Source organism: Enterobacter cloacae complex sp. IR5384 (assembly GCF_049237265.1).
GTDB lineage: Bacteria > Pseudomonadota > Gammaproteobacteria > Enterobacterales > Enterobacteriaceae > Enterobacter > Enterobacter cloacae.
In genome coordinates, this window is sequence record NZ_JBMKHJ010000003.1 from 213201 (window position 1) to 237500 (window position 24300).

The following is a 24300-nucleotide window of genomic DNA, read 5'->3' on the forward strand; positions in this document are numbered from 1 at the left end:
GTGATTGTCTGTCAGAGGCATGAGGATGTCCTTTTTTGGTCTGTCCGCGTGCCTGTTTCCTCGCCAGTATGTATTTATACCCACTGGCGAGGAGCACCATCATGTCACGTATTGCATTAATCAACATCGATACCCAACAGTCTTTTCATCACCGCGATTACTGGCAGGAGCAAGATGTTCCGGCCTTTCAGCAGGCAATGCTGGGGCTGACAGAAGGCTGTCAGTCTCGCGGTATTCCCGTCGTCGATATTTTCCATGTGGATGAAAAAGGCCCTTTCTCACTGCAAAGCGGCTATGTCAAACCGATGGCCTTTTTACGTCATCAGCCGGATGTGGTTTTCCAGAAACACGTTCATAATGCCTTCACGGATACGGGCCTGGATCGCTGGCTGCGCGAGCGTGATATCAACCAGCTGATCCTATGCGGTATTCGCACTGAACAGTGCTGCGAAACCACCGCACGGGTGGCATCCGATCTGGGTTATGCTGTGACCTTTGTTAGCGAGGCAATGCTCACGTTTCCTATGACGTACAAGGGCATAACCCTTAGCGCTGCGGAAATTCGTCATCGTACCGAAACGGTACTGTCAGGGCGATTTGCCGCGATTAAAACGGTAGCGGAGACGCTGGAGTCACTGTAATGCGCATCGACGTTTGGTTCGTTATGTTGCCCGGGGTGTTGTCATTAGACATGACTGGCCCGGCAGAAACCTTTGTCCTGGCAGGCGATGCGTTTTGTCTGCATTACATTGGTCCGCAACCTGAGGTGCAAACGTCGATTGGTTTGATGATGAGCGGTATCGCGCCATTACCGGAAAGGCTTCCGGAAGGGAGCCTGCTGGTTCTGCCTGGTGTAAGCGACTCCCGCGTTCAGTTTTCTACGCCGCAGGCGATGCAGATCCAGCACTGGCTGATGCGCCTGCAGCTGGCTATTCAGCGTCAGGATATCACCGTGATGTGCGTCTGCTCAGGGGCTTTGCTGGCAGCAAAATCAGGGCTGCTGAACAACCGGCAGTGCACAACGCATCATGAGGTTATCGGCCGTTTACGCGTTGCCGCCCCCACGGCGACGATCAAAGAGAACCGGATATTCGTGCAGGATGAGAATGTCTGGACCAGCGCAGGGATCACCTCGGGTATCGACCTGGCGCTGCATATGATTAACCGTCTGTGCGGGCCAGAAAAGGCGCTGGCCGTGGCACGCGAGATGGTGGTCTGGTTCCGCCGGTCCGGGGACGATCCGCAGCTATCGCCATGGTTACGCTATCGCAATCATCTTCATCCGGCTATCCACCGTGCTCAGGATGCGCTAACCGCAGACCCGCAAAAAGCGTGGAACGTGCCGGATATTGCCGCGCTGGCGCATGTCAGCCCGCGCCATTTAACCCGTCTTTTCCAGACGCATTTGGGGATAAGCGTTCGCGATTACCTGGAGCAGTTGCGTCTGGCGGTGGCGGAGCAGTGGCTATTGCAGGGGCGCGGCGTGGAGCAGGCCTCACTGGCGGCAGGGTTTTCCTCCCCGCGCCAGTTTCATCGGGCCCGACAGCGCATCGTTAACTGACGAAGCGGCGGGTGTCTAGCTTCTGTAGCAGCATCGACAGCAACAGGCTCACGACCAGTGTGACGGAGAAAATCCAGACGATATCCAGCACTGGCCAGCTTTTGAGTTCAACGCCTCTCGTGCGTAGTGCGTGGATCACCAGCGCGTGAAAACCATAAATCCCCAGCGAGTGCCGCGAGATAAAACCCAGCACGGGAAGAGGGCGCGCATTCAGGGTGTTTTTAACGAGCGTCAGCAGGGAAACGGCACAAATGAAGACCATCGGCCCGCAGTACAGGTACCATGTATCGGCAAAATTGCCGCGCCATTGCAGCTCATGCAGCGTCCCGCGTGAAATGATAATCACCCCGATGATAAACAACGCGCCACATAGCCAGCTGATACCCCGCTTTTGGGTATCCATCATCCCGATGGCGCGCCCCAGCATGCCGTAGAGCACGTAGTAAAACGTATCGCCATTGATGTAGAGGTTTACCGGTAGCCACTCAAAACCGTCGATTTTCTGTGAGACGGTATTCGGGTTGGCGATGATGCCAATCACCACCATCAGCGCCAGGAGCATCTTTCCGCTGACGTTTTTTACCTGAATCAACGGTGATACCAGGTAGATAACGATAATGGCGAAGAAAAACCACAGGTGGTAAAACACCGGCTTTTGCAGCAGATATTTGAGTGACAGGCCGGGGCTGATGGAGGTAAACAGCGTGATGTAAATCAGCGCGACGGCGCTATAAAAGCCGAGACACGCGGCGATACGAATAAAATGTCGCGGTTGTGCGCTACGCTCGCCAAAAAAGAGAAAGCCGGAAATCATAAAGAACAGCGGAACGCTGACACGCGACGCGGAGTTGAGAATATTCGCGACATCCCAGTTAACAGGGCTGATACTGTGTGCGTTCGTAACATACCAGGTCGTCGTGTGGATCATCACCACCATCAGACACGCTATTCCTCGCAGGTTATCAATCCAGCTAATTTTTGACTGCATCAGTTCCTCTTTTTCCCTGTAAATAGAGTGTGACTGCTATTGTGTAAAAGTCTTTCCTTGGAAAAATCTGAGTTTTATAACGCGGACTTGTCTGGCCATCGCGAGATTCGCAGAATGCCAGACCGTAATCTATAAAAGCTTTGCTACTAAAAATAACAGCCACTGACCGGGTCGGTAATAAAAATGATGATGAAGCGTGTGGGGTCACTCTTTCTGCTGGTGGTACTGGCCGGATGCAGTACGCCTCAGGAAGCACCTGCGCAAAAAGCGCAGCAGGGCAAAATGAGCCCGGAACGTTCGCTGAATATGGAACAGCTGTGTAAAGATCAGGCGGCTCACCGCTATAACCTGGATACTCAGAAAATTGATGTCACCGGCTTTGAGCGTTTTCAGGGCAGCTATGAGCTTCGGGGCCATACCTCTCGTAAAGAGGACTTTGTCTGCTCGTTTGATGCGGACGGCCAGTTTTTACATCTCTCCATGCGCTAATCTGCTCGCATAATCGACAGCCAGACGCTCGCCGCGTTCTGGCTCGAACGCTTATTTCCCAATTTTCCCTAAACAACCCCGTTTCGTACTGTATATCTTGCAGCCAGCGGGTATACTGGTCCCTTCCATTTAAAACCACACGTATCCAGCACGAAATACTATGCAAAAGTTTGATACCAAGACCTTCCAGGGCCTGATCCTGACCTTACAGGATTACTGGGCTCGCCAGGGCTGCACCATTGTTCAACCTTTGGACATGGAAGTCGGCGCAGGCACCTCACACCCGATGACCAGCTTACGCGCGTTGGGGCCAGAGCCAATGGCGACTGCTTATGTGCAGCCTTCCCGTCGTCCGACCGATGGTCGTTACGGCGAAAACCCAAACCGTCTGCAGCACTACTATCAGTTCCAGGTGGTAATTAAGCCATCGCCAGACAATATTCAGGAACTGTACCTTGGGTCACTGAAAGAGCTGGGTATGGATCCGACCATTCACGACATTCGTTTCGTGGAAGATAACTGGGAAAACCCAACGCTGGGTGCCTGGGGTCTGGGTTGGGAAGTGTGGCTTAACGGTATGGAAGTGACGCAGTTCACCTACTTCCAGCAGGTTGGCGGTCTGGAATGTAAGCCGATCACCGGTGAAATCACCTATGGTCTGGAACGTCTGGCAATGTACATTCAGGGCGTAGATAGCGTTTACGACCTGGTCTGGAGCGACGGCCCGCTGGGTAAAACCACTTACGGCGACGTGTTCCATCAGAACGAAGTGGAACAATCCACCTATAACTTCGAATACGCGGATGTGGACTTCCTGTTCACCTGCTTCGAGCAGTACGAGAAAGAAGCGCAGCAACTGCTGGCGCTGGAGACTCCGCTGCCGCTGCCTGCCTACGAGCGTATTCTGAAGGCCGCCCACAGCTTCAACCTGCTGGACGCCCGCAAAGCGATCTCCGTGACTGAACGTCAGCGCTACATTCTGCGTATTCGTACCCTGACCAAAGCCGTTGCAGAAGCTTACTACGCGTCCCGTGAAGCCCTTGGCTTCCCGATGTGCAACCGAAACAAATAAGAGGCGGCCATGTCTGAGAAAACTTTCCTGGTGGAAATTGGCACCGAAGAGCTGCCACCAAAAGCCCTGCGCAGCCTGGCTGAATCTTTTGCTGCGAACGTGACTGCCGAGCTGGATAACGCTGGCCTGGCGCACGGTAAAATTGAGTGGTTTGCTGCTCCGCGTCGTCTGGCGCTGAAGGTGGCGAACCTGGCGGCGTCTCAGCCGGATCGTGAAGTGGAAAAACGTGGCCCGGCGATTGCCCAGGCGTTCGACGCGGAAGGCAAGCCAAGCAAAGCGGCAGAAGGCTGGGCGCGCGGTTGCGGTATTACCGTTGACCAGGCCGAGCGTCTGACCACTGACAAAGGCGAATGGCTGCTGTATCGCGCTCACGTAAAAGGTGAACGCGCAGAAGCACTGCTGCCAAACATGATCGCCACTTCGCTGGCTAAGCTGCCCATTCCTAAGCTGATGCGCTGGGGCGCGTCCGACGTACACTTCGTGCGTCCGGTACACACCGTGACCCTGCTGCTGGGCAACACCGTTATTCCGGCGACCATTCTGGGCGTGGCGTCCGATCGCGTCATTCGCGGCCACCGCTTTATGGGCGAGCCAGAGTTCACCATCGACAATGCCGACCAGTATCCGCAGATCCTGCTGGAGCGCGGTAAAGTCATTGCTGACTACGAACAGCGTAAAGCCAAAATTAAAGCGGACGCAGAAGAAGCGGCGCGCAAGATTGGCGGTAACGCTGACCTGAGCGACAGCCTGCTGGAAGAAGTCACCTCGCTGGTGGAATGGCCGGTTGTGCTGACCGCGAAGTTTGAAGAGAAATTCCTCGCGGTTCCGGCAGAAGCGCTGGTATACACCATGAAGGGTGACCAGAAATACTTCCCGGTTTATGCCAACGACGGCAAGCTGCTGCCAAACTTTATCTTCGTGGCGAACATCGAATCGAAAGATCCGCAGCAGATTATCTCCGGTAACGAGAAAGTGGTGCGTCCACGTCTGGCGGATGCGGAGTTCTTCTTCAATACCGACCGTAAAAAGCGTCTGGAAGATAACCTGCCGCGTCTGCAGACCGTGCTGTTCCAGCAGCAGTTGGGTACGCTGCGCGACAAGACCGACCGTATCGCGGAGCTGTCCGGCTGGATCGCCCGTGAAATTGGCGCGGACGTTAACCATGCCACCCGTGCGGGTCTGCTCTCCAAGTGCGACCTGATGACCAACATGGTCTTTGAGTTTACCGACACCCAGGGCGTAATGGGTATGCACTACGCGCGTCACGATGGCGAAGCGGAAGATGTGGCGGTCGCCCTGAACGAACAGTATCAGCCGCGCTTTGCTGGCGATGAACTGCCGTCTAACCCGGTTGCCTGTGCGGTCGCGATTGCCGATAAAATGGATACCCTGGCGGGGATCTTCGGTATCGGCCAGCATCCAAAAGGCGACAAAGACCCGTTCGCGCTGCGTCGTGCGGCGCTGGGCGTGCTGCGTATCGTCGTTGAGAAGAACCTGAACCTCGATCTGCAGACTCTGACTGAAGAAGCGGTGCGTCTGTACGGTGACAAACTGACCAATGCCAACGTGGTGGATGACGTGATCGACTTTATGCTCGGTCGCTTCCGCGCGTGGTATCAGGACGAAGGTTACACCGTGGATACCATTCAGGCGGTGCTGGCGCGTCGTCCAACGCGTCCGGCTGACTTCGATGCGCGTATGAAGGCGGTTTCTCACTTCCGTACGCTGGAAGCGGCATCTGCCCTGGCGGCGGCGAACAAGCGTGTCTCCAACATTCTGGCGAAATCTGACGAAACGCTGAACGAGCGTGTGAACGCCGCGACGCTGAAAGAGCCGGAAGAGATCGCCCTGGCGATGCAGGTTGTGGTGCTGCGTGACAAGCTGGAGCCATACTTCGCAGAAGGCCGTTATCAGGAAGCGCTGGTAGAACTGGCGGAACTGCGTGACGTTATCGACGCCTTTTTCGAGAAAGTGATGGTCAACGTGGAAGATAAAGATCTGCGTATTAACCGTCTCTCTATGCTCGAAAAACTGCGTGAGCTGTTCCTGCGCGTGGCGGATATCTCGCTGCTGCAGTAATGTGCCCGCCGGGCATGTACAGGCTAAAAACCCGCTTCGGCGGGTTTTTTTATGGCGTGCGGGTGAAAATTTAATCTTGAAATGGTCAACATATTACCGCTATCCTTATCGGCGTTAACTTTCTCCCTCAGGAGCGCATTCCGAAAATGAACAAACACGACTGATGAATTTCGATCCTTGCTAAACGCGATCGCGTCGGCAGGGGATGTTTTGATTTCATTCAGGAGTGCTTATGGCTCATTTTGCGCAGTCCCCTTCTTTTATTTTGCATCAGGTCACCTGTCAGTTTGCGACGGGCAATATTCTTTTTGGCCCGCTGAACCTCTCTCTGGAGACATCCCTGTGTGCGCTCGTTGGTCGTAATGGCAGCGGGAAAACGCGTCTGCTGCGCATGCTGGCGGGGCTGGATGAACCTGCCAGTGGTCATATTGAGCGTTTTGCCTCACATGTCTATGTGGCACAACAGCAGGATATCTCCCCACAGACAACGCTTGCTGAACTGCTTGGTTATGAGGCGATTTTTGCAGCGCGTAAGCGCATCGATCGCGGCGATTACCAGCCTGACGATCTGGAGATGCTCGACGGCTACTGGGATTTAGCAGAACGCCTGAACGAGGCGTTTCTCCAGGCGAAACTGCCACCGTTTGACCCCGATAAACCTGCCGCCGAATTCAGCGGTGGCGAGCGGATCCGTGCCCTGTTGTGCGGTGCATTTACGGCTGAGGCGAATTTCCTGTTGCTGGATGAACCCACCAACCATCTGGATCGACAAGGCCGGGCGTGGTTTTACGACCAGTTGAGCCATTATCAGGGCGGCGTGCTGGTTGCCTCTCACGATCGTGAGTTACTGGCGCAGGTGCCACGTATTCTTGAGCTGAGCGCCTCCGGGCTGCGCAGCTACGGCGGCAATTATGCAGACTATAAACAGCAACGGGATGCCGAACAGCAGGCTGCCCGCGCGGCGCTGGAGCATGCGGCAACGGAGCGCAAACGCACCCGCGCGCGAATGCAAAAAGAGCATGATGACAGCCAGCGGCGTTCGGCGAAGACCATACGCACGGTCGATACCCTGAATATCGCGTCGTTTGAGCGGGTCAAATATAAAGCGGCGGCAAAAGAGCGTATCGGCTCGTGGAAAAAACAGCACAGCGATCAAAACGATGCGCTGAATGCCGCGGTAAACAAGGCGCGGGAACGGGTTGAAGAAGACGCCCCGATCATGTTTACCCTGCCGGGAAGCCAGATTGCTGAGGGAAAACAGGTGCTGGTGCTGGAGGAACTGCAATTGCCGCATGTTTCACTTCCACCTATGAACTGGCGGATGGACGGCCCGATGCGCGTGGCGCTCAGGGGGCCCAATGGCTGCGGTAAATCAACGCTGTTAAAAGTTATCCTCGGTGAAACCGCACCCCGTGCAGGCAGTTGTAAGGTATCGGTGACGTGTGCGTATCTCGATCAGCACCTGTCGCAGCTGGATCTGACGCAGTCGGTGATGGCACATCTCAATCTGAGCAATACGCCGCTGGAAGAGGGGATGTTGCGTACCCGCCTGGCACAGCTTCAACTGGGGGCGGATAAAGTCTCACTGCCGCTGGCAGAGTTGAGCGGAGGTGAGCGTCTGAAAGCCGCCCTGGCCTGCGTGTTGTGGCGCGAGCACGCCACGCAGCTTTTACTGCTTGATGAACCGACCAACCATCTGGACCTGGCATCGGTCCAGGCGATTGAAGCGGCGCTGGCCGGTTTCCCCGGAGCACTGCTGGTGGTGTCCCATGATGAAAGCTTTCTGCAAGGGTTGGCGTTAACGCATGAACTGGTGTGGGAGGAGACGGGCTGGCATTGTGAAGGCCTTTAAAACACAAACCCCCGCAGAAGCGGGGGCGGTAATTCACGGTACTGCATCACGCTATCTGTTTGCTGAGTGCAGGGTTGGCCTGAATCAGGCGCATCAGCTTTAACTCGGTTGGCGTGGGTTTCTCTCGTTTCGACTCCCACTCCAGCACCATCGCTACGCTGACACCCATCGCTCTGGCGAATTCATCTGTTTTTAAACCTGTCCCTTTGCGCAATTGCTCATATTCTGTAAAGGGATTGGATTTCTGTTGCAGGGTCACTGTCTGCGGTACATCTTTAAAAATAATCTGTTCCAGGCTGCTCAGCAGCTCAAACTCAGGATCTTTATATTCCATTGAGAACTCCTCTTAAATCACACACCGGGATCAAGAACATCAGAGAGCCCATTAAGAATAGTCCCTAATACAAACGAAGGATCATCACGCTTGTGATTAATCGTGCGGTAACGATCGCTTTATCCGTTTCAGCTATGCGGATAGTTATGCTAATTACCTGATTAACCATATGTCGGCTTCGCCAGGTATTTTTTTGTAAAGAGTAAGAAATAAAATGGCAATAGCCGTTTTGCATGAAAAGAGTATCTTGCAGCGCTGACCTGGACTATCCTTGTCAGCGTTGGGCACGCGTGTGCCGATGTGCGCTTTTTTGGGTGAAAGGAGTAATGAAATGGCGACAGGAAAGTCCTGCTCTCGCTGGTTTGCGCCTATTGCGGCGTTGTTGATGGTTGTTAGCCTGAGTGGGTGTTTTGATAAAGAAGGCGATCAGCGCAAAGCGTTTATCGATTTTCTGCAGAATACAGTGATGCGCAGCGGCGAGCGTTTGCCGACGCTGACTGCGGATCAGAAAAAACAGTTTGGCCCCTTCGTGTCTGATTACGCCATTCTGTATGGTTATTCACAGCAGGTAAGCCAGGCGATGGACTCCGGCATTCGTCCGGTTGTGGATAGCGTTAACGCCATCCGTGTCCCGCAGGATTATGTCACCCAACGTGAACCGCTTCGCCAGTCTAACGGTGCGCTCGGCGTGCTGAGCCAGCAATTGCAGAACGCGAAAATGCAGGCTGACGCGTCACGTTCCGCGCTGAAACAGGGCGACGATCTCAAACCGGTCTTCGACAAAGTGTATGAGAAAGTGGTGACCAAACCTTCGGATGCCCTGCAACCGCTGATCCCCGCCGCGCAGATCTTCACGCAGCAACTGGTTCAGGTAGGGGATTTTATCTCCCAGCAGGGAACGCAGGTGAGCTTTGTTGCCAACGGTATTCAGTTCCCAACCTCGCAGCAGGCGAGTCAGTACAATACGCTGATTGGGCCGCTGGCCTCCCAGCACCAGGCCTTTAGCCAGGCGTGGAGCGCAGCCGTCGCTGCCACAGAATAAACCGAAAAAACCCCGCTTCAGGCGGGGTTTTTTACTTATGACTAAAATAACGCTTGTCATTCCTCTACCACATCGGTATAACTGTTCGCGTCGGTTTGTTACACAGACCTAAAGCAGTTTAGTAAAGCAGTCCAGATTGTTATCCATAGATACCCTTCGTAGTGACCCTTCCTTCATCGCTTAAAAATCTGTAACGCAACCCATCAAGCCGGAAGGCACAATATATTTGTTAATTAAGGTAATTCTATGTCTGCTAAAATGACTGGTCTGGTAAAATGGTTCAACGCTGATAAAGGTTTCGGCTTCATCACTCCTGACGATGGCTCTAAAGACGTGTTCGTACACTTCTCTGCTATCCAGAACGATGGCTACAAATCTCTGGACGAAGGTCAGAAAGTGTCCTTCACCATCGAAAGCGGCGCTAAAGGCCCAGCAGCTGGTAACGTTGTAAGCCTGTAAGCTTCCAACCCAGTAGCAAAGAATTTAAAAACCCGCCTTCTGGCGGGTTTTTTCGTTTCTACTGTTGGACCTGTGGATTGACGCAGTTTTTCTCCACGTTTCCGTTCAGCGCGGCGATCAGATTATCCACCGCGGTGGCCGCCATGTTGTAACGCGTCTCGTGCGTCGCAGAACCAATATGGGGCAGCGCGACCACGTTAGGCAGCGAAAGCAGCGGCGAATCCACCGGCAGCGGCTCCTGTTCAAACACGTCCAGACCGGCCGCATGGATCTCACCGTTTTGTAGCGCCTCAATTAACGCCTTCTCATCCACGACCGGGCCACGACCCGCATTGATGAAAATGGCGGATTTCTTCATCTTTTCAAACGCCGCTTTGCCAATCAGATGCCGGGTTTCGTCCGTCAGAGGCAGGATCAGACAGACAAAATCCGCTTCCTGCAACAGCGTATCCAACTCGCAATAGCGGGCGTTGAAGCGTTCTTCGGCTTCGCTGTGATGGCGACGCGCGTTATACAGAATCGGCATGTTAAAACCGAAATGCGCACGCTGCGCCAGCGCCAGGCCGATCCGGCCCATGCCAACAATCCCCAGCGTTTTGCCATGAACATCCACACCGAACCAGTCCGGGCCGATGCTTTTTGTCCACTCGCCCGCTTTGACGCGCTCGGCCACCTCCACCACGCGGCGGGCAGTGCTGAGCATCAGCGCCATCAGCGTGTCGGCCACGGTCTCCGTCAGGGCATGTGGCGTATGCATCAGCAGAATGTTGCGCGCGTTGAGGGCGTCCACGTCAAAATTGTCGTAACCCACGGAAACGGTTGAGGTAGCACGAAGCTTCGGCATTTTTTCCAGCAACGCGACATCCACTTTTTCGCTTGAACCCAGCAGGCCTTCGGCCCGGGCGAACGCCCCGGCGTGTTGTGCCACCGTCTCCGGGCTTAGGTTCTTCACCTGCGTGACGGCGAAGTGTTCTTCCAGGCGTTTTTGCAGATCATCAGGCAGTGCTTTATACAAAATGACGGACGGCTTCATGCTTATCTCCGTTGATTTTTAATGATTCAGGCGTGGCGTGCGCCGACGGGGAGTTGTTGATTATTAGCAGGCTTAACAATCAGAGTAAGCCATACTGAGGCGAAAAGTGCCACTCCCATAAAGATGTATGAGGCTGACGGGCTGCCGGTTGCACCGTTAAGGTAACCGACGAACCAGGAGCCGCAGAACGAACCGAGCGCACCCATACTGTTAATCAGTGCCATCGCGCCGCCTGCCACATTACGCGGCAGCATCTCCGGGATGATGGCGAAGAAGGGACCATACGGGGCGTACATCGCCGCACCGGCAATCACCAGCAGCGTATAGGAGACCCAGAAGTGGTTTGCGCCCACGGCCCAGGAGCCGATGAAAGCAAAGGCAGCGATCAGCAGCAGTGGCCAGACAAACAGCTTACGATTTTGCAGTTTGTCCGATGCCCAGGAGACGATGATCATCGCGATAGTTGCCGCCAGATAGGGCACGGAGGAGAGCCAGCCGACTTCCACCATACCGAGATTTTCCCCGCCGCTGCGGATAATTGACGGCAACCACAGTACGAAACCGTACACGCCAATACTCCAGGTAAAATACTGCGCGCACAGCAGGATCACGTTGCGGGAGCGGAAGGCTTCGCCATAGTTACGCACCGCCTTCAGCCCTTGCTGCTCTTTATCCAGCTGCGCCTGCAGTGCGGCTTTTTCATCTTCGGAGAGCCATTTCGCCTGAGCAGGCTTATCTTTTACCAGCACCCACCAGCAGAAGGCCCAGATGATTGCCGGCACCCCTTCGATGATAAACATCTCACGCCAGCCGAAAGACTGGATCAGGTAGCCGGACACCACTGACATCCACAGTACGGTGACCGGGTTACCGAGGATCAGGAAGGTGTTCGCACGGGAACGTTCAGATTTGGTAAACCAGTTGCTGATGTAGATCAGCATTGCGGGCATCACCGCCGCCTCAACTACCCCAAGGATAAAGCGAATAGCGGCCAGGGCAGGGATATTATTGACCACGCCGGTAAGCGACGCGCAGGCGCCCCACAGGATCAGACAGACGAAGATCAGCTTACGCACGCTGCGGCGTTCGGCGTAGATCGCGCCGGGGATCTGGAAGAAGAAGTAGCCCAGGAAGAAAAGGGCACCCAGCAGAGATGAAATACCTTTGGTGATCCCGAGGTCTTCGGTGATCCCCGCGGCGGATGCGAAACTGAAGTTGGCACGATCAAGGTACGCCAGGCTGTACGTGATAAACACGATTGGCATGATGTACCACCAGCGTTTTACTGCATTGGTCGAACTGTTCATAGGCTTGCCTCTGTTGTTGAGGTGGTTACCGCCGTTGTCTGTAGGGTACACGGTGGTTTAATTATATGTGCGGGTCGTTGCCCTCACCCTGGTCCTCTCCCACGGGAGAAGGGATTTATTCGTTAAGCTGCGCGCGCGTCGGCAATCCTTCACTGTCGCCCTGCACCTGAATGGCCAGCGAGCCGATCCAATTGCCCCGGGCGATGGCCTGCGGCAGCGGTTTGCCTTCCAGCAGGGCGCTAATGACCCCGACAGCAAAGCCATCGCCCGCGCCGACGGTATCGACTACGTTCTCAACCTTCACGGCCGCGACCGCGCCCTGTTCACCATCCGCGGTTTTAAACCATGCGCCATCGGCACCGGTTTTCAGTACCACCGCTTTTACCCCTTTATTCAGGTAAAAATCGGCAATCCCTTCCGGCGTATTTTCACCGGTGAGGATCACGCCTTCTTTCACCCCCGGCAGAACCCAGTCCGCCTGGAATGCCAGACGGTTCAGCTTCTCGACCATCTCCGCCTCGCTTTTCCACAACACCGGGCGCAGGTTAGGATCGAAAGAGATCGTTTTCCCCTGAGCCTTCATGGTGGTCGCGGCATGATCGAGCAGCTCATACGAGCTGGCTGACAACGCGGCTGCCACACCACTCAGGTGCAGATGGCGTGCACTCGCAAAGTAGTCGGCGTGATAATCTTCCACCGAGAGATGGCTTGCCGCCGACCCTTTGCGGAAGTATTCCACGATGGGATCGGTTCCATTTTCGACTTTAGATTTAAGCTGAAAGCCGGTCGGGAAGCGGCCATCGAGCGTCACGCCTGCGGCATCAATCCCCTCTTTTTTCAGCGTATCAAGAACGAAGTGACCAAAGCTGTCGTCACCCACGCGGCTGACCCAGCCTGTTTTCAGGCCGAGGCGTGCCAGCCCCGTTGCCACATTCAGCTCTGCGCCTGCCACGCGTTTGATAAAGTGCTCAACCGTGCTCAGCTCACCGGTCTCGGTAGCGACAAACATCGCCATGGCTTCACCGATAGTGATCACATCCAGTGTCTTGTGCATGGTTTACTCCTCGCGCAGCAGGTTAACGTAATGCCGGGTGACAGCGGTTAAGTCCGCCCCTTCCAGCGGGAACTCGATCCCGCGTGGGGCATCGGCAGGCAACTGACTGAGCAGGGCCAGCCAGCGCGCATCGGCGCGATCCGGCGCGACGGCGCGGAACTGCGCTTTATGCGGTACGGCGGCTTTCACATGGATATAGCTGACCGCCGGAGCCAGACGGGTTGCCGCTTCTTCCGGTGAGTCGCCGACCCACAGCCAGTTACCCATGTCGAAGGTCAGCGTGACGGGGAGCGCCATTTCCCGGCAGGCGGCCTGGAAACGCAGCATCGGCGCAAGCTGGCCGCAGTCGGTCTGGTCGTTTTCAACCACCAGTGCCATGCCGCTCTCATTGAGCAAAGTGCGCAGGGCGGTAAGCGGCCGGGTGCCGCTGAAATGTCCCAGGGATACCTTCAGCCACAGCGCGTTGAGCGTGCTGGCTTCGGAAAGGTAGCGGGGAAGGTCGGGGTTGAGGGCACCGTCGGGCATAAACAGGGGGGCGGGGGCGGAATAACACGCCAGCAGGCCCAGCAGCTCAATGGATTCTCCCAGCGCAGGCAGCGCCTGTAGCTCTTCGCTGTTGAACAGCTCCCGGCGGATCTCTACGCCATCGGCACCCGCACCGGCAATTACGGGCAGCATCGCCCGTTGGCCGCCAGCCTGTCGCACCTGATCCGCACCATACGCGGCGGTGACCACCATTATTTTTCTGCCCATTCAGGAACTCCATCAAACGTACATCGATACTATTACGCTAGATGGAACCGGTTCCAAAGAAAAGTTCAGGATGTTGAATTTATGATCGTCATCACAAGGGGAAATTAACGGGCGGTGGAGCCGCGGACAATCAGCTCGCCGGAAAAGACCTGCTCGCGTACGGCATCGCTGATCCCTTCAATGCGACGAACCACTTGTTCAACAGCGGCATAGCCGATTTGCCAGGTCGGCTGTTTGAGCGTGGTGATGCCAACCCCGGCCAGTTCTGCCCACTCCAGTTCATCGAAGCCCAGCAGACCGATATCGCTGCCCCAGTGCAGGCCAATGCGTTTGAGCGATCGGGCGACCTGAAGCGTCAGCGCCCCGTTGGCAGAAATCACAGCTTTGCGCATCCCGCGATGGCGCGTGTGGAACTGACGCAGGGTATTGTCGAGCTGGTCGGCTTCATGAAGCGGAGTTTCGGCATTTTCGGCGATCACACCGGGATAACGCTCCAGGGTGGCACGAAATGCGTTCAGGCGCTCGCGACGGGTATTCACCATGCCCAGCGGCTCGCTCAGGAACAGAATTGCTTCGAAGCCCTGTTCGATCAGATGCTCGGTTGCAGTCGTGGCCGCCTGGGTATTATCCAGCCCGACGACGTCGCAGGCGAATTCGGGGATTTTACGATCGATGAGCACCATCGGCAGGGAAGACTGTTGCAGCCGGTTTAACCCTTCCTCACGCATACCCACGGCATTGACCACGATACCTTCCACCTGGTAGCTGCGCAGCAGATCGAGATAATGCAGCTCCTGGTCCACCTCATTGTTGGTGTTACAGACCAGCGGGGTAAAACCTTTCTCGCGACAGGCGGCTTCGATACCGCTCAGCACGTTTACCGAGTAGGGGTTGGTAATATCGGCGATGATAAGCCCGATAAGGCGGGTACGGCCACGTTTAAGTCCGCGCGCCATGATGCTGGGGCGGTAGTCGAGATCGGCAATGGCCTGCTCAATACGTGCCAGCAGCGCATCGGAAAGCAGGTGTTTCTCGCCGTTGAGATAGCGTGAAATACTGGTTTTACCGGTTCTGGCTGCTTTCGCCACGTCGCTGATGGTGGCCCGCGTTGGTTTGCTCATCACTGAATTCCCTGACTTTAGTGAGAATACCTTAGCGGGAAAATCAACGATGGCAAGTGGTTCATTATGGAAGGTGCTGCTTGATGCCCTCACCCTAACCCTCTCCCACGGGAGAGGGCGCAAACACTAAAAACGGCAACGAATGTTGCCGTTTTGCTTCCACCTACTGCACAGGACTCAACGTAATCTCAACGCGGCGGTTCTGCGCTTTGCCTTCCGCCGTGCTGTTGCTGGCGATAGGGTTTGCCGGGCCCATACCGCTGGTGCGGATACGGTTCGCTTCAACGCCCTGGGTGATCAGCGAGCTGGCCACGGAATCCGCACGCTGCTGAGACAGACGCATGTTCAGCTCCTGGCTGCCGGTGCTGTCGGTGTAGCCAATCACATTCACGGCGGTCTTGTTGTACTCTTTTAGCACCATCGCCACGCCGGTCAGGGTATTCGCACCGGCAGGTTTCAGCGTTGCGCTGCTGCTGTCGAAGGTCACGTTGTTAGGCATATTCAGGATGATGTTGTCACCGCTGCGCGTGACGCTCACGCCTGTGCCTTTCATTTTGTCGCGCAGCTTCGCTTCCTGCACATCCATGTAATAACCCACGCCGCCGCCGAGCGCTGCGCCTGCCGCTGCGCCAATCAGCGCGCCTTTACCGCGGTCTTTTTTGGAGGAGGAGAGCGCACCTACACCCGCCCCGACCAGTGAACCGATACCCGCGCCGATGCCGGATTTACCCGCTTCGCGTTCACCGGTGTATGGGTTTGTTGTGCAGCCAGAAACCGCCAGTGCACCGCTCACCAGAGCGGCAATAACGAGTACGCGTTTTTTCATCTTCTTTCCTTAATCCTTTTTATTCTTTGCCACGACGGACGTGGCAGTTGATTATGACGTCCGGATACGGAGAAAATTCCGGGGATAACTCTGAAATTTGTGACAAACCATAAACGGCCTCAATAACAAGACCGTAAACCTGCACGCAACCAGGAGCGCACGCTTTGAGCACCTCAACAAAAACCATTCTGACTGCCGCCCACTGGGGGCCGATGCTGGTCGAAACCGACGGCGAAAATGTCCTGTCTTCCCGTGGGGCATTGCCAACACAACACCCTAACTCTTTACAGACCGTCGTTCGCGATCAGGTGCACAGCAAAACCCGCGTGCGCTGGCCGATGGTGCGTAAAGGATTTCTGGCTTCGCCGGACAAGCCGCAGGGCATTCGTGGTCAGGATGAGTTTGTGCGTGTGAGCTGGGATGACGCGCTGGCGCTGATCCACGCCCAGCACAAGCGCATCCGCGACAGCTATGGGCCAGCATCCATTTTTGCCGGCTCTTACGGCTGGCGTTCTAACGGCGTGCTGCATAAAGCATCGACATTGCTGCAGCGCTACATGAGCCTGGCCGGCGGCTACACGGGCCATCTGGGGGATTACTCCACCGGCGCGGCGCAGGCGATCATGCCGTACGTCGTCGGTGGTAATGAGGTTTATCAGCAGCAGACCAGCTGGCCGCTGGTACTGGAGCATACCGAGGTGGTGGTGCTGTGGAGTGCCAACCCTCTCAACACGCTGAAAATTGCCTGGAATGCTTCCGACGAGCAGGGTATTGGCTATTTTGATGCGCTGCGCAAGAGCGGTAAGCGCATCATCTGTATTGACCCCATGCGCTCTGAAACCATGGATTTCTTTGGTGACAGTGCCGAATGGCTCGCCCCGCATATGGGTACTGACGTGGCGATGATGCTGGGTATCGCCCACACGCAGGTAGAGAATGGCTGGCACGACGCCGACTTCCTCGCGCGTTGCACATCGGGCTTCGACAAATTCGCCGATTATCTGACGGGTAAAACGGATGGTGTTGCCAAAACGGCAGCGTGGGCAGCCGATATTTGTGGCATTCCGGCTGACAAGCTCCGTGAACTGGCCGCGTTGTTCCATGAAAACACCACGATGTTGATGTCCGGTTGGGGCATGCAGCGCCAGCAGTTTGGCGAGCAAAAACACTGGATGCTGGTGACGCTTGCCGCGATGCTCGGGCAAATTGGTACGCCGGGCGGCGGGTTTGGGCTCTCTTATCACTTCGCCAATGGCGGCAACCCCACCCGTAAAGCCGCCGTGCTGGCCTCCATGCAGGGATCGGTTAAGGGCGGCGTTGATGCCGTGGATAAAATTCCGGTGGCGCGTATTGTTGAAGCCCTGGAAAACCCGGGCGGGTTTTATCAGCATAACGGTCTGGACCGCCATTTCCCGGATATTAAGTTTGTCTGGTGGGCGGGTGGGGCGAATTTCACGCACCATCAGGATACCAATCGTTTGATCCGCGCCTGGCAGAAGCCAGAGCTGGTGGTGATTTCGGAATGCTTCTGGACCGCCTCCGCCAAACATGCCGATATCGTGCTGCCGGCCACGACCTCGTACGAGCGTAACGATCTCACCATGACCGGTGACTACAGCAATCAGCATATGGTGCCGATGAAGCGTGTGGTCGCACCGCGGGATGAAGCGCGTGATGATTTTGACGTATTTGCGGAACTGAGCGAACGGTGGGAAGCGGGCGGTCGCGAGCGTTTCACCGAAGGGAAAACCGATCTTGAGTGGCTGGAAACGTTCTATCAGATTGCCGCTCAGCGCGGTGCGGCCCAGGGGGTGACGCTGCCGCCGTTTGCGGAATTCTGGGAAGCGAACGCGATTTTCGAAATGCCGGAGAGCGAGCAGAACGCGCAGTTTGTCCGTTTCGCCGATTTCCGTCGCGACCCGGAGAACCATCCGCTGAAAACCGAGAGCGGAAAGATTGTGATTTACAGTGAGCGCATTGCCCGCTTTGGATACGCGGATTGTCCTGCGCATCCCACATGGCTTGAACCGGATGAGTGGCACGGCAATGCCCAGCCGGAGCAGCTCCAGGTGTTATCCGCGCACCCCGCGCATCGCCTGCACAGCCAGCTTAACTATTCGTCGCTGCGTGAGCAGTATGCGGTCGCCGGACGGGAGCCGATCACGCTTCATGCTGAAGATGCGAAAGCGCGCGGGATTGCGGATGGCGATCTGGTGCGCGTCTGGAACCATCGTGGGCAGGTGTTGGCCGGAGCGGTGGTGAGCGACGGAATCAAACCAGGCGTGATCTGCATCCACCAGGGCGCGTGGCCGGACCTGGACGAGAGCGGTATTTGTAAAAACGGTGCCGTTAACGTGCTGACCAAAGATCTCCCCAGCTCGAAGCTGGGGAATGGCTGCGCAGGCAATACGGCGCTGGCATGGGTCGAGAAATATCAGGGACCCGAGCTTACTCTGACGGCGTTTGATCCGCCTGCCAGCTCATGATCCACGTCGGGTGTTGGGTGTCGTCCTGCCAGGCGCTGTCCTCGATGCGAAAGCCCTGAGCATGGTAGAAATTCACCGCCCGGACATTTTTTTGATACACCTCCAGGCTTAAGTGCGGGAAGCGCTGTTGAACGTGGTTCAGCAGCGCGCGTCCGATGCCTTTGCCGATGTACGCCGGTGCGACAAATAGTGCGCCGACAAACTGAGACTGCATCACGCTGATAAACCCGTAAGGTTCGCCATCCTGTTCCCAGACCCAGGTTTCGGCCGACGGCAGATAAACGTCCCGCACCATGGCTTCGTTCTCTTTCCAGTAGCTCGCCTCAATAAACGGATGCGCTTCCGTGGTACTTTCAAGCCATAGGCTCAACAGCGACGCGGTATTCTCACTTTGCCATTTGCGGATCATGATGGCCTCCCGGATGACAGAAGCAGCCGGTAACATGGTCATTGACCAGGCCACAGGCCTGCATAAAGGCGTAGCAGATGGTGGAGCCGACAAACTTAAAGCCGCGTTTTTTCAGCGCTTTCGAGAGTGCGTCCGAGGCCGGAGTCGAGGCGGGAATTTCCGCGAGCGTAGCGGCCTGCGTGATTTGCGGATCGTTATTCACAAACGTCCAGACAAACTCTGAGAACGGTTCACCGTTTTGTTCCATTGCCAGGTAAGCGCGTGCGTTACCGATAATGGCCTGGATCTTACCGCGATGGCGGATGATGCCTGCATCCTGCACCAGTCGCTCCACGTCGTCGTCGGTCATCGCGGCGACCCGGACGGGATCGAACTGATGAAAGGCATTGCGGTAGTTTTCGCGTTTCTTCAATACCGTAATCCATGACAAACCCGCCTGCTGACCCTCCAGGCAGATCATCTCGAAAAGTTTTTTGCCGTCCGTTTCCGGCACGCCCCATTCCCGATCGTGATAGTCGATATAGAGCTGATCCTGGCTTACCCAACCGCAACGTTGCATCGGTTATCTCCCTTATGACACGGTTATCGCAAAAATTTCATTCCGTCAGGCTTGACGTGTGACCTGTAAAGACAATAGTTAATACAGGGCCATAAGCCCTAAAAACCTCTTCCTGAACAATGATAAAAATCGCCGAATTCGGCTCTCTCTGGAGTCGCTTTGATGATAAAAAAAATCAGTGGTCGCCATGCTGTTTCTGGCCTGGTGGGGATTTCAGCCTGTCTGCTTTCTGGTCACTCAGCATTTGCCTGGCAACAGGAATATATCGTTTCAGACCCGCAAAGTAATACGGCGGAACGCTATACATGGGATGCGGATCACCAACCGCGTTATGACGATATCCTGGCGGAGCGCATCCAGTCTTCGCAAAATGCGCCGGGGCTGGCTCTGAATCTGCCCTCTGGCTCGACCTCCGCGGGGGCGATGAGCGTCGGCTGGAATTTTCCGCTGGCGGGTCATGTCACGACCGGCCCGGTGGTGGCATGGCGTTATGACGGCACCACGCCCATGATGATTAATGAGTTTGGTGATAGCGTGACAACCCAGGCGCTGACCGATCCCCTGTGGCATGCCAGCGTGAGTACGCTAGGCTGGCGCGTGGATACGCAATATGGCGAACTTCGTCCCTGGGCGCAGATTAGCTATAACCAGCAGTATGGTGAAAATCAGTGGAAATCCCAGTTCGGGATGCCGCAAACGCCTGCCCCGGCTCAAAATGGCAACTGGATGGATGTCACCGTAGGCACCGATATTCCTTTCACCTCGCACATGGCGGCGTATGCTTCCTTAGCGCAAGGGGAGGACAGCACGACGGGAGAGCAGTTTTTGTACACGCTGGGCGTAAGTGCAAATTTCTAACGTTGTTACTATTTTAAACGTCACGTTAACATCTTGAATACAATAACCGTGGGGGTTGTAGCGATAGCGTGCACTAACATTCTGTCGCTTCATTCCCCGGCAAGGTCGTTCATTCCCGATTCCAGGCATTTCATTCCGTTTCTCCTGCATCTCATGCCGTTTTCCCCCAGCGGGATCAGGGTTTTGTTTATCGTTGTCCTCAGCAAATTCCCTTACTTTCTCTTGCAGGACAACTGCCATGATTACATCTTCCTACAATCGTACACGCTGGCTGACGCTCTTTGGCACCATCGTCACCCAGTTTGCGTTGGGCTCGGTCTATACCTGGAGCCTGTTTAACAGTGCCCTTTCCGACAAGCTCGGTGCGCCGATCAGTCAGGTGGCGTTCTCTTTCGGTTTGCTAAGCCTTGGGCTGGCGTTGTCCTCTTCGGTTGCGGGCAAGTTGCAGGAGCGGTTCGGCGTGAAACGCGTCACGATGGCCTCGGGGATCCTGCTGGGATTGGGCTTTTTCCTGACGGCGTATTCAAACAACCTGATGATGCTCTGGCTGAGCGCCGGGGTACTGGTTGGTCTGGCGGACGGTGCCGGTTATCTGCTTACTCTGTCAAACTGCGTCAAATGGTTCCCGGAGCGTAAAGGGTTAATCTCCGCGTTTGCCATCGGTTCTTATGGCCTGGGCAGCCTCGGATTTAAATTTATCGACTCTCATCTGCTGGCGTCGGTTGGCCTCGAAAAAACCTTCATGATCTGGGGGGCTATCGTCCTGGTGATGATCCTGTTTGGCGCGACGCTGATGAAAGACGCACCGCAGCAGGAAGTGAAAACCGTTAACGGCGTGGTGGAGAATGACTTCACCCTGGCTCAATCCATGCGTAAACCCCAGTACTGGATGCTGGCGGTGATGTTCCTGACGGCCTGCATGAGTGGCCTGTATGTGATTGGTGTGGCGAAAGATATCGCGCAGGGCATGGTTAAACTGGATGCCATGACGGCGGCAAATGCGGTGACCGTGATCTCTATCGCTAACCTGTCTGGTCGTCTGGTGCTGGGTATCCTGTCCGACAAGATTGCCCGTATCCGCGTGATTACCCTTGGACAGGTGGTTTCACTGGTGGGTATGGCGGCTCTGCTGTTTGCGCCCCTGAATGAAGCGACTTTCTTTGCTGCGATTGCCTGCGTGGCCTTTAACTTCGGCGGCACCATCACGGTGTTCCCGTCACTGGTGAGCGAGTTCTTTGGTCTGAACAACCTGGCGAAAAATTATGGCGTGATTTACTTAGGCTTTGGCATCGGCAGCATTTGCGGCTCGTTAATTGCCTCGCTGTTCGGCGGATTCTATGTCACCTTCTGTGTAATATTCGCCCTGTTGATTATTTCGCTGGCCCTGTCGACGACGATTCGGCAGCCGCAGCGCGAAGTGTTTAATGAAGCACATGCTTAACTTAAATTAAAGAGGCCTTAACGGCCTCTTTAACTTTTATTTGATATGCTTCCAGACTTGTTATTTTGTAAAAATTTGCACCGATCACATTCTCCGCTGCCACTTTTCTCTCCCGCTGTGGTCTACTTACGGCGCTTGTAGACGTTTCTGATAACGCTTTCTTACGCATTTACTTACTCTGTCCGCTTTCTCACTGAGATTCGGCGGGTCTTTATACCCCTTCCCCCAGGGTTGTTTGCATGAAATACATTAGGTCTATTACCCAGCAAAGATTGTGTCTGATGCTGGCTGTCTATATCGGATTATTTCTGAATGGCGCGGTGCTGTTCAGACGAGTGGAAGGTTATTTCGAAGACCTCACCGTAAGAAATGGAATTTTTGCCGCTATTGAAGTGTTCGGCTCCGTCCTCGCGACATTTTTCTTGTTACGCCTGTTATCTCTCTTCGGCCGTCGCACGTGGCAAATTCTGGCCTCGCTGGTGGTAATAATTTCCGCCGCCGCCAGCTATTACATGACCTTTATGAACGTCGTCATTGGCTACGGTATCGTTGCGTCGGTAATGACCACTGACATTGATCTCTCGAAAGAGGTTGTGGGTAAAGGCTTTATCGTCTGGACAATTTTAACCTGTCTGCTCCCACTCTTCTTTATCTGGAGTAATACCTGCCGCTATACGTTGTTACGCCAGTTGCGCACTCGTGGACAGCGGATCCGCACTGTCGCCGTGGTCCTGCTGGCCGGTTTGCTGGTATGGGCGCCTATTCGCCTGATGGAAAAACAGCAAAAACGCATCGAAAAGGCAACGGGTGTCGATATGCCAAGCTATGGCGGAGTTGTGGCCAACTCGTATCTGCCGTCAAACTGGCTTTCAGCGTTAGGTCTCTATGCCTGGGCGCAGGCGGATGAATCCAGCGATGTGAAATCGCTGATGAATCCGACCAAAAAATTCCACTACGAGGCACCCGCTGACGGGCTCGATGATACTTACGTCGTGTTTGTTATTGGTGAAACAACGCGCTGGGATCATATGGGTATTCTGGGCTATGACCGTGATACCACGCCTAAACTGGCACAGGAAAAGAACCTGGTGGCTTACCGCGGCTATTCTTGTGATACCGCCACAAAGCTTTCGCTGCGCTGTATGTTTGTACGTGAAGGCGGTGCGAGTGATAACCCGCAGCGTACCCTTAAAGAGCAGAATGTATTTGCCGTACTAAAGCAGCTTGGCTTCAGCTCAGACTTGTTCGCCATGCAAAGTGAGATGTGGTTCTACACCAACACCCTTGCAGATAACATCGCTTACCGTGAGCAGATTGGCGCCGAGCCGCGTAACCGCGGTAAGACCGTTGATGACATGCTGCTACTCTCAGAAATGGAGCAGTCGCTGAAAAATCATCCGCAGGGTAAGCATCTTATTGTTCTGCACACCAAAGGATCACACTACAGCTACTATCAGCGTTACACGCGTGATTTCGCAAAATGGCAACCTGAGTGCATCGGTATTAATAAATACTGCAGCAAGCAAGAGCTGATTAATGCCTATGATAACTCGGTGCTGTATGTGGATACGTTCCTCAGCCGGGTAATTGACCAGCTTCGCGATAAGAAAGCGATTGTGATCTATGCGGCTGATCACGGCGAGTCCATCAACGAGCAAGAGCATTTGCACGGTACGCCGCGTAAGCTGGCGCCGCCGGAGCAATTCCGTGTACCGATGATTATGTGGATGTCAGATAAGTACCTGGAGAACCCTGACAAAGCCAAAATGTTTGCTCATCTGAAACAGCAGGCAGAAATTAAGGTACCGCGCCGTCACGTTGAGTTGTACGACACCATCATGGGTTGCCTGGGTTATACCTCTCCGGACGGGGGGATTAACGAAAATAACAACTGGTGCAAACTGCCTGAAAGCAGCCAGAAAGCCGCGCAGTAGCTTGCCTGGCGAGTTTATCGCCAGTTGGATGGCTTTTTTAAATTAAGGGATTGACGGGGGCGCACCTCAGCAGTAAGATGCGCTCCGCATTCGGCGAGTAGCGCAGCTTGGTAGCGCAACTGGTTTGGGACCAGTGGGTCGGAGGTTCGAATCCTCTCTCGCCGACCACATTCAAAAAAGGGCTAACCGCAAGGTTAGCCCTTTTTGCATTAACGCTTTATTCGTCCAGATTAGCCAAAACACCTCTTAGTCCTGCTTCTTCCTGCCTGTTCGTGATTTTGTGACATAATCCATTGTATTTTTTTATATATAGATTGATCTTTTTTCGCGTTGCTTATGGATAACCTCAGCATTTTTCGCTGTGCGTTTTAACGTTCGCGGTATTTAGTGCTCAGATAATCACCGTTCTGCAAGAAAATTTACCCATTCTGAATAAAAGTTAATCACTGATTGTTGCGAAATATGAAGATATTTGTGCTGCAACATGACGAGTAGCATAAATTTCCCTGCTGAAAACTGGCGTACATAGTTTTTTTAATCTTTGTTTGCGGTTTCTCACACTCAGCGTAAATCCCCGTCACCTGTATTGACGTTTTCACATTCTGTTGACAGATTGTAGGGCACGAGGGGCATTTCAGGGACG

At 54.8% G+C, this 24300-nt stretch carries 23 protein-coding genes and 1 tRNA gene; 13 read left to right on the top strand and 11 right to left on the bottom strand.

Features of this window, described 5'->3' with window-relative positions; translation table 11 throughout:
- Nucleotides 1–101: 101 nt before the first annotated feature.
- Both ACOTX3_RS04610 and ACOTX3_RS04615 read left to right on the top strand, forming a co-directional pair.
- The gene (locus tag ACOTX3_RS04610) at nucleotides 102–641 is read left to right on the top strand and encodes an isochorismatase family protein (RefSeq protein WP_058679181.1); all 540 of its coding nucleotides are present in this window, start codon (nucleotides 102–104) and stop codon (nucleotides 639–641) included.
- Nucleotides 641–1561, top strand: a complete 921-nt coding sequence (locus ACOTX3_RS04615) for a GlxA family transcriptional regulator (protein WP_127869207.1) — start codon at nucleotides 641–643, stop codon at nucleotides 1559–1561. The genes ACOTX3_RS04610 and ACOTX3_RS04615 overlap by 1 nt, the downstream gene beginning before the upstream one ends.
- Here ACOTX3_RS04615 and ACOTX3_RS04620 read toward each other — a convergent pair.
- The gene (locus ACOTX3_RS04620; RefSeq protein WP_013094968.1) at nucleotides 1554–2549 is read right to left on the bottom strand and encodes an acyltransferase; all 996 of its coding nucleotides are present in this window, start codon (nucleotides 2547–2549) and stop codon (nucleotides 1554–1556) included. The genes ACOTX3_RS04615 and ACOTX3_RS04620 overlap by 8 nt on opposite strands.
- A 183-nt stretch (nucleotides 2550–2732) precedes the next feature.
- Between ACOTX3_RS04620 and ACOTX3_RS04625 the strand changes: the two genes are divergently transcribed.
- The 4 genes from ACOTX3_RS04625 (at nucleotide 2733) to ACOTX3_RS04640 (ending at nucleotide 8041) form a co-directional block, all read left to right on the top strand.
- Nucleotides 2733–3038, top strand: a complete 306-nt coding sequence (locus ACOTX3_RS04625; RefSeq protein WP_058679183.1) for a YsaB family lipoprotein — start codon at nucleotides 2733–2735, stop codon at nucleotides 3036–3038.
- A gap of 160 nt (nucleotides 3039–3198) precedes the next feature.
- Nucleotides 3199–4110: a glycine--tRNA ligase subunit alpha gene (gene glyQ, locus ACOTX3_RS04630; RefSeq protein ID WP_003860141.1), complete on the top strand. Its 912-nt coding sequence runs from the start codon at nucleotides 3199–3201 to the stop codon at nucleotides 4108–4110.
- A 9-nt stretch (nucleotides 4111–4119) separates the two neighbouring features.
- A complete protein-coding gene (gene glyS / locus ACOTX3_RS04635) occupies nucleotides 4120–6189 on the top strand; it encodes a glycine--tRNA ligase subunit beta (RefSeq protein ID WP_058679184.1) in 2070 nt (689 codons plus the stop codon).
- Nucleotides 6190–6421: 232 nt separating this feature from the next.
- A complete protein-coding gene (locus tag ACOTX3_RS04640; RefSeq protein WP_127869206.1) occupies nucleotides 6422–8041 on the top strand; it encodes an ABC-F family ATP-binding cassette domain-containing protein in 1620 nt (539 codons plus the stop codon).
- A gap of 46 nt (nucleotides 8042–8087) precedes the next feature.
- On the opposite strand, the gene ACOTX3_RS04645 is transcribed toward ACOTX3_RS04640, so the two are convergent.
- Complete coding sequence (locus ACOTX3_RS04645) at nucleotides 8088–8375, bottom strand: HTH-type transcriptional regulator (RefSeq protein ID WP_013094972.1); 288 nt, start codon at nucleotides 8373–8375, stop codon at nucleotides 8088–8090.
- 331 nt (nucleotides 8376–8706) lie between these two features.
- Here ACOTX3_RS04645 and ACOTX3_RS04650 point away from each other — a divergent pair, with 331 nt between their 5' ends.
- Together ACOTX3_RS04650 and cspE are read left to right on the top strand one after the other, a co-directional pair.
- A complete protein-coding gene (locus ACOTX3_RS04650; protein ID WP_013094974.1) occupies nucleotides 8707–9417 on the top strand; it encodes a DUF3053 domain-containing protein in 711 nt (236 codons plus the stop codon).
- Between the two features lie 246 nt (nucleotides 9418–9663).
- The gene (cspE, locus tag ACOTX3_RS04655; RefSeq protein ID WP_003860775.1) at nucleotides 9664–9876 is read left to right on the top strand and encodes a transcription antiterminator/RNA stability regulator CspE; all 213 of its coding nucleotides are present in this window, start codon (nucleotides 9664–9666) and stop codon (nucleotides 9874–9876) included.
- Between the two features lie 58 nt (nucleotides 9877–9934).
- On the opposite strand, the gene ghrB is transcribed toward cspE, so the two are convergent.
- The 6 genes from ghrB to ACOTX3_RS04685 all read right to left on the bottom strand — a co-directional run bounded on the left by ghrB (nucleotide 9935) and on the right by ACOTX3_RS04685 (nucleotide 15970).
- Nucleotides 9935–10909, bottom strand: a complete 975-nt coding sequence (gene ghrB, locus ACOTX3_RS04660) for a glyoxylate/hydroxypyruvate reductase GhrB (protein WP_038418412.1) — start codon at nucleotides 10907–10909, stop codon at nucleotides 9935–9937.
- Between the two features lie 26 nt (nucleotides 10910–10935).
- On the bottom strand, nucleotides 10936–12216 hold the full coding sequence (locus ACOTX3_RS04665) for an MFS transporter (protein WP_013094976.1): 1281 nt from the start codon (nucleotides 12214–12216) through the stop codon (nucleotides 10936–10938).
- A 115-nt stretch (nucleotides 12217–12331) separates the two neighbouring features.
- A complete protein-coding gene (locus ACOTX3_RS04670; RefSeq protein ID WP_029882717.1) occupies nucleotides 12332–13270 on the bottom strand; it encodes a sugar kinase in 939 nt (312 codons plus the stop codon).
- Between the two features lie 3 nt (nucleotides 13271–13273).
- Nucleotides 13274–14023, bottom strand: a complete 750-nt coding sequence (locus ACOTX3_RS04675) for a sugar phosphate isomerase/epimerase family protein (RefSeq protein ID WP_058679186.1) — start codon at nucleotides 14021–14023, stop codon at nucleotides 13274–13276.
- 104 nt (nucleotides 14024–14127) lie between these two features.
- A complete protein-coding gene (locus tag ACOTX3_RS04680; protein ID WP_013094979.1) occupies nucleotides 14128–15144 on the bottom strand; it encodes a LacI family DNA-binding transcriptional regulator in 1017 nt (338 codons plus the stop codon).
- A 163-nt stretch (nucleotides 15145–15307) separates the two neighbouring features.
- Entirely contained in the window at nucleotides 15308–15970 is a 663-nt protein-coding gene (locus ACOTX3_RS04685; RefSeq protein ID WP_023620074.1) for an OmpA family lipoprotein, read from the bottom strand.
- 164 nt (nucleotides 15971–16134) lie between these two features.
- On the opposite strand from ACOTX3_RS04685, the gene ACOTX3_RS04690 reads away from it, so the two are divergent.
- Complete coding sequence (locus ACOTX3_RS04690) at nucleotides 16135–18456, top strand: molybdopterin guanine dinucleotide-containing S/N-oxide reductase (RefSeq protein ID WP_072205163.1); 2322 nt, start codon at nucleotides 16135–16137, stop codon at nucleotides 18454–18456.
- On the opposite strand, the gene ACOTX3_RS04695 is transcribed toward ACOTX3_RS04690, so the two are convergent.
- A complete protein-coding gene (locus ACOTX3_RS04695) occupies nucleotides 18419–18865 on the bottom strand; it encodes an N-acetyltransferase (protein ID WP_013094983.1) in 447 nt (148 codons plus the stop codon). The two genes, ACOTX3_RS04690 and ACOTX3_RS04695, sit on opposite strands and share 38 nt — an antisense overlap.
- A complete protein-coding gene (gene tag, locus ACOTX3_RS04700) occupies nucleotides 18843–19424 on the bottom strand; it encodes a DNA-3-methyladenine glycosylase I (RefSeq protein ID WP_013094984.1) in 582 nt (193 codons plus the stop codon). The genes ACOTX3_RS04695 and tag overlap by 23 nt, the downstream gene beginning before the upstream one ends.
- Before the next feature lie 159 nt (nucleotides 19425–19583).
- On the opposite strand from tag, the gene ACOTX3_RS04705 reads away from it, so the two are divergent.
- The gene (locus tag ACOTX3_RS04705; protein ID WP_023620076.1) at nucleotides 19584–20282 is read left to right on the top strand and encodes an autotransporter domain-containing protein; all 699 of its coding nucleotides are present in this window, start codon (nucleotides 19584–19586) and stop codon (nucleotides 20280–20282) included.
- Between the two features lie 238 nt (nucleotides 20283–20520).
- Nucleotides 20521–21723, top strand: coding sequence for an L-lactate MFS transporter (locus ACOTX3_RS04710; protein WP_058679187.1), 1203 nt, complete (start codon nucleotides 20521–20523; stop codon nucleotides 21721–21723).
- Nucleotide 21724: 1 nt separating this feature from the next.
- On the opposite strand, the gene ACOTX3_RS04715 is transcribed toward ACOTX3_RS04710, so the two are convergent.
- On the bottom strand, nucleotides 21725–21892 hold the full coding sequence (locus tag ACOTX3_RS04715; protein ID WP_013094987.1) for a hypothetical protein: 168 nt from the start codon (nucleotides 21890–21892) through the stop codon (nucleotides 21725–21727).
- A gap of 70 nt (nucleotides 21893–21962) precedes the next feature.
- On the opposite strand from ACOTX3_RS04715, the gene eptB reads away from it, so the two are divergent.
- Nucleotides 21963–23657 (top strand): kdo(2)-lipid A phosphoethanolamine 7''-transferase, encoded by a 1695-nt coding sequence (gene eptB / locus ACOTX3_RS04720; RefSeq protein WP_023620079.1) that lies wholly within the window; start codon nucleotides 21963–21965, stop codon nucleotides 23655–23657.
- A 91-nt stretch (nucleotides 23658–23748) separates the two neighbouring features.
- Nucleotides 23749–23825, top strand: a tRNA-Pro gene (locus tag ACOTX3_RS04725).
- Nucleotides 23826–24300 lie beyond the last annotated feature (475 nt).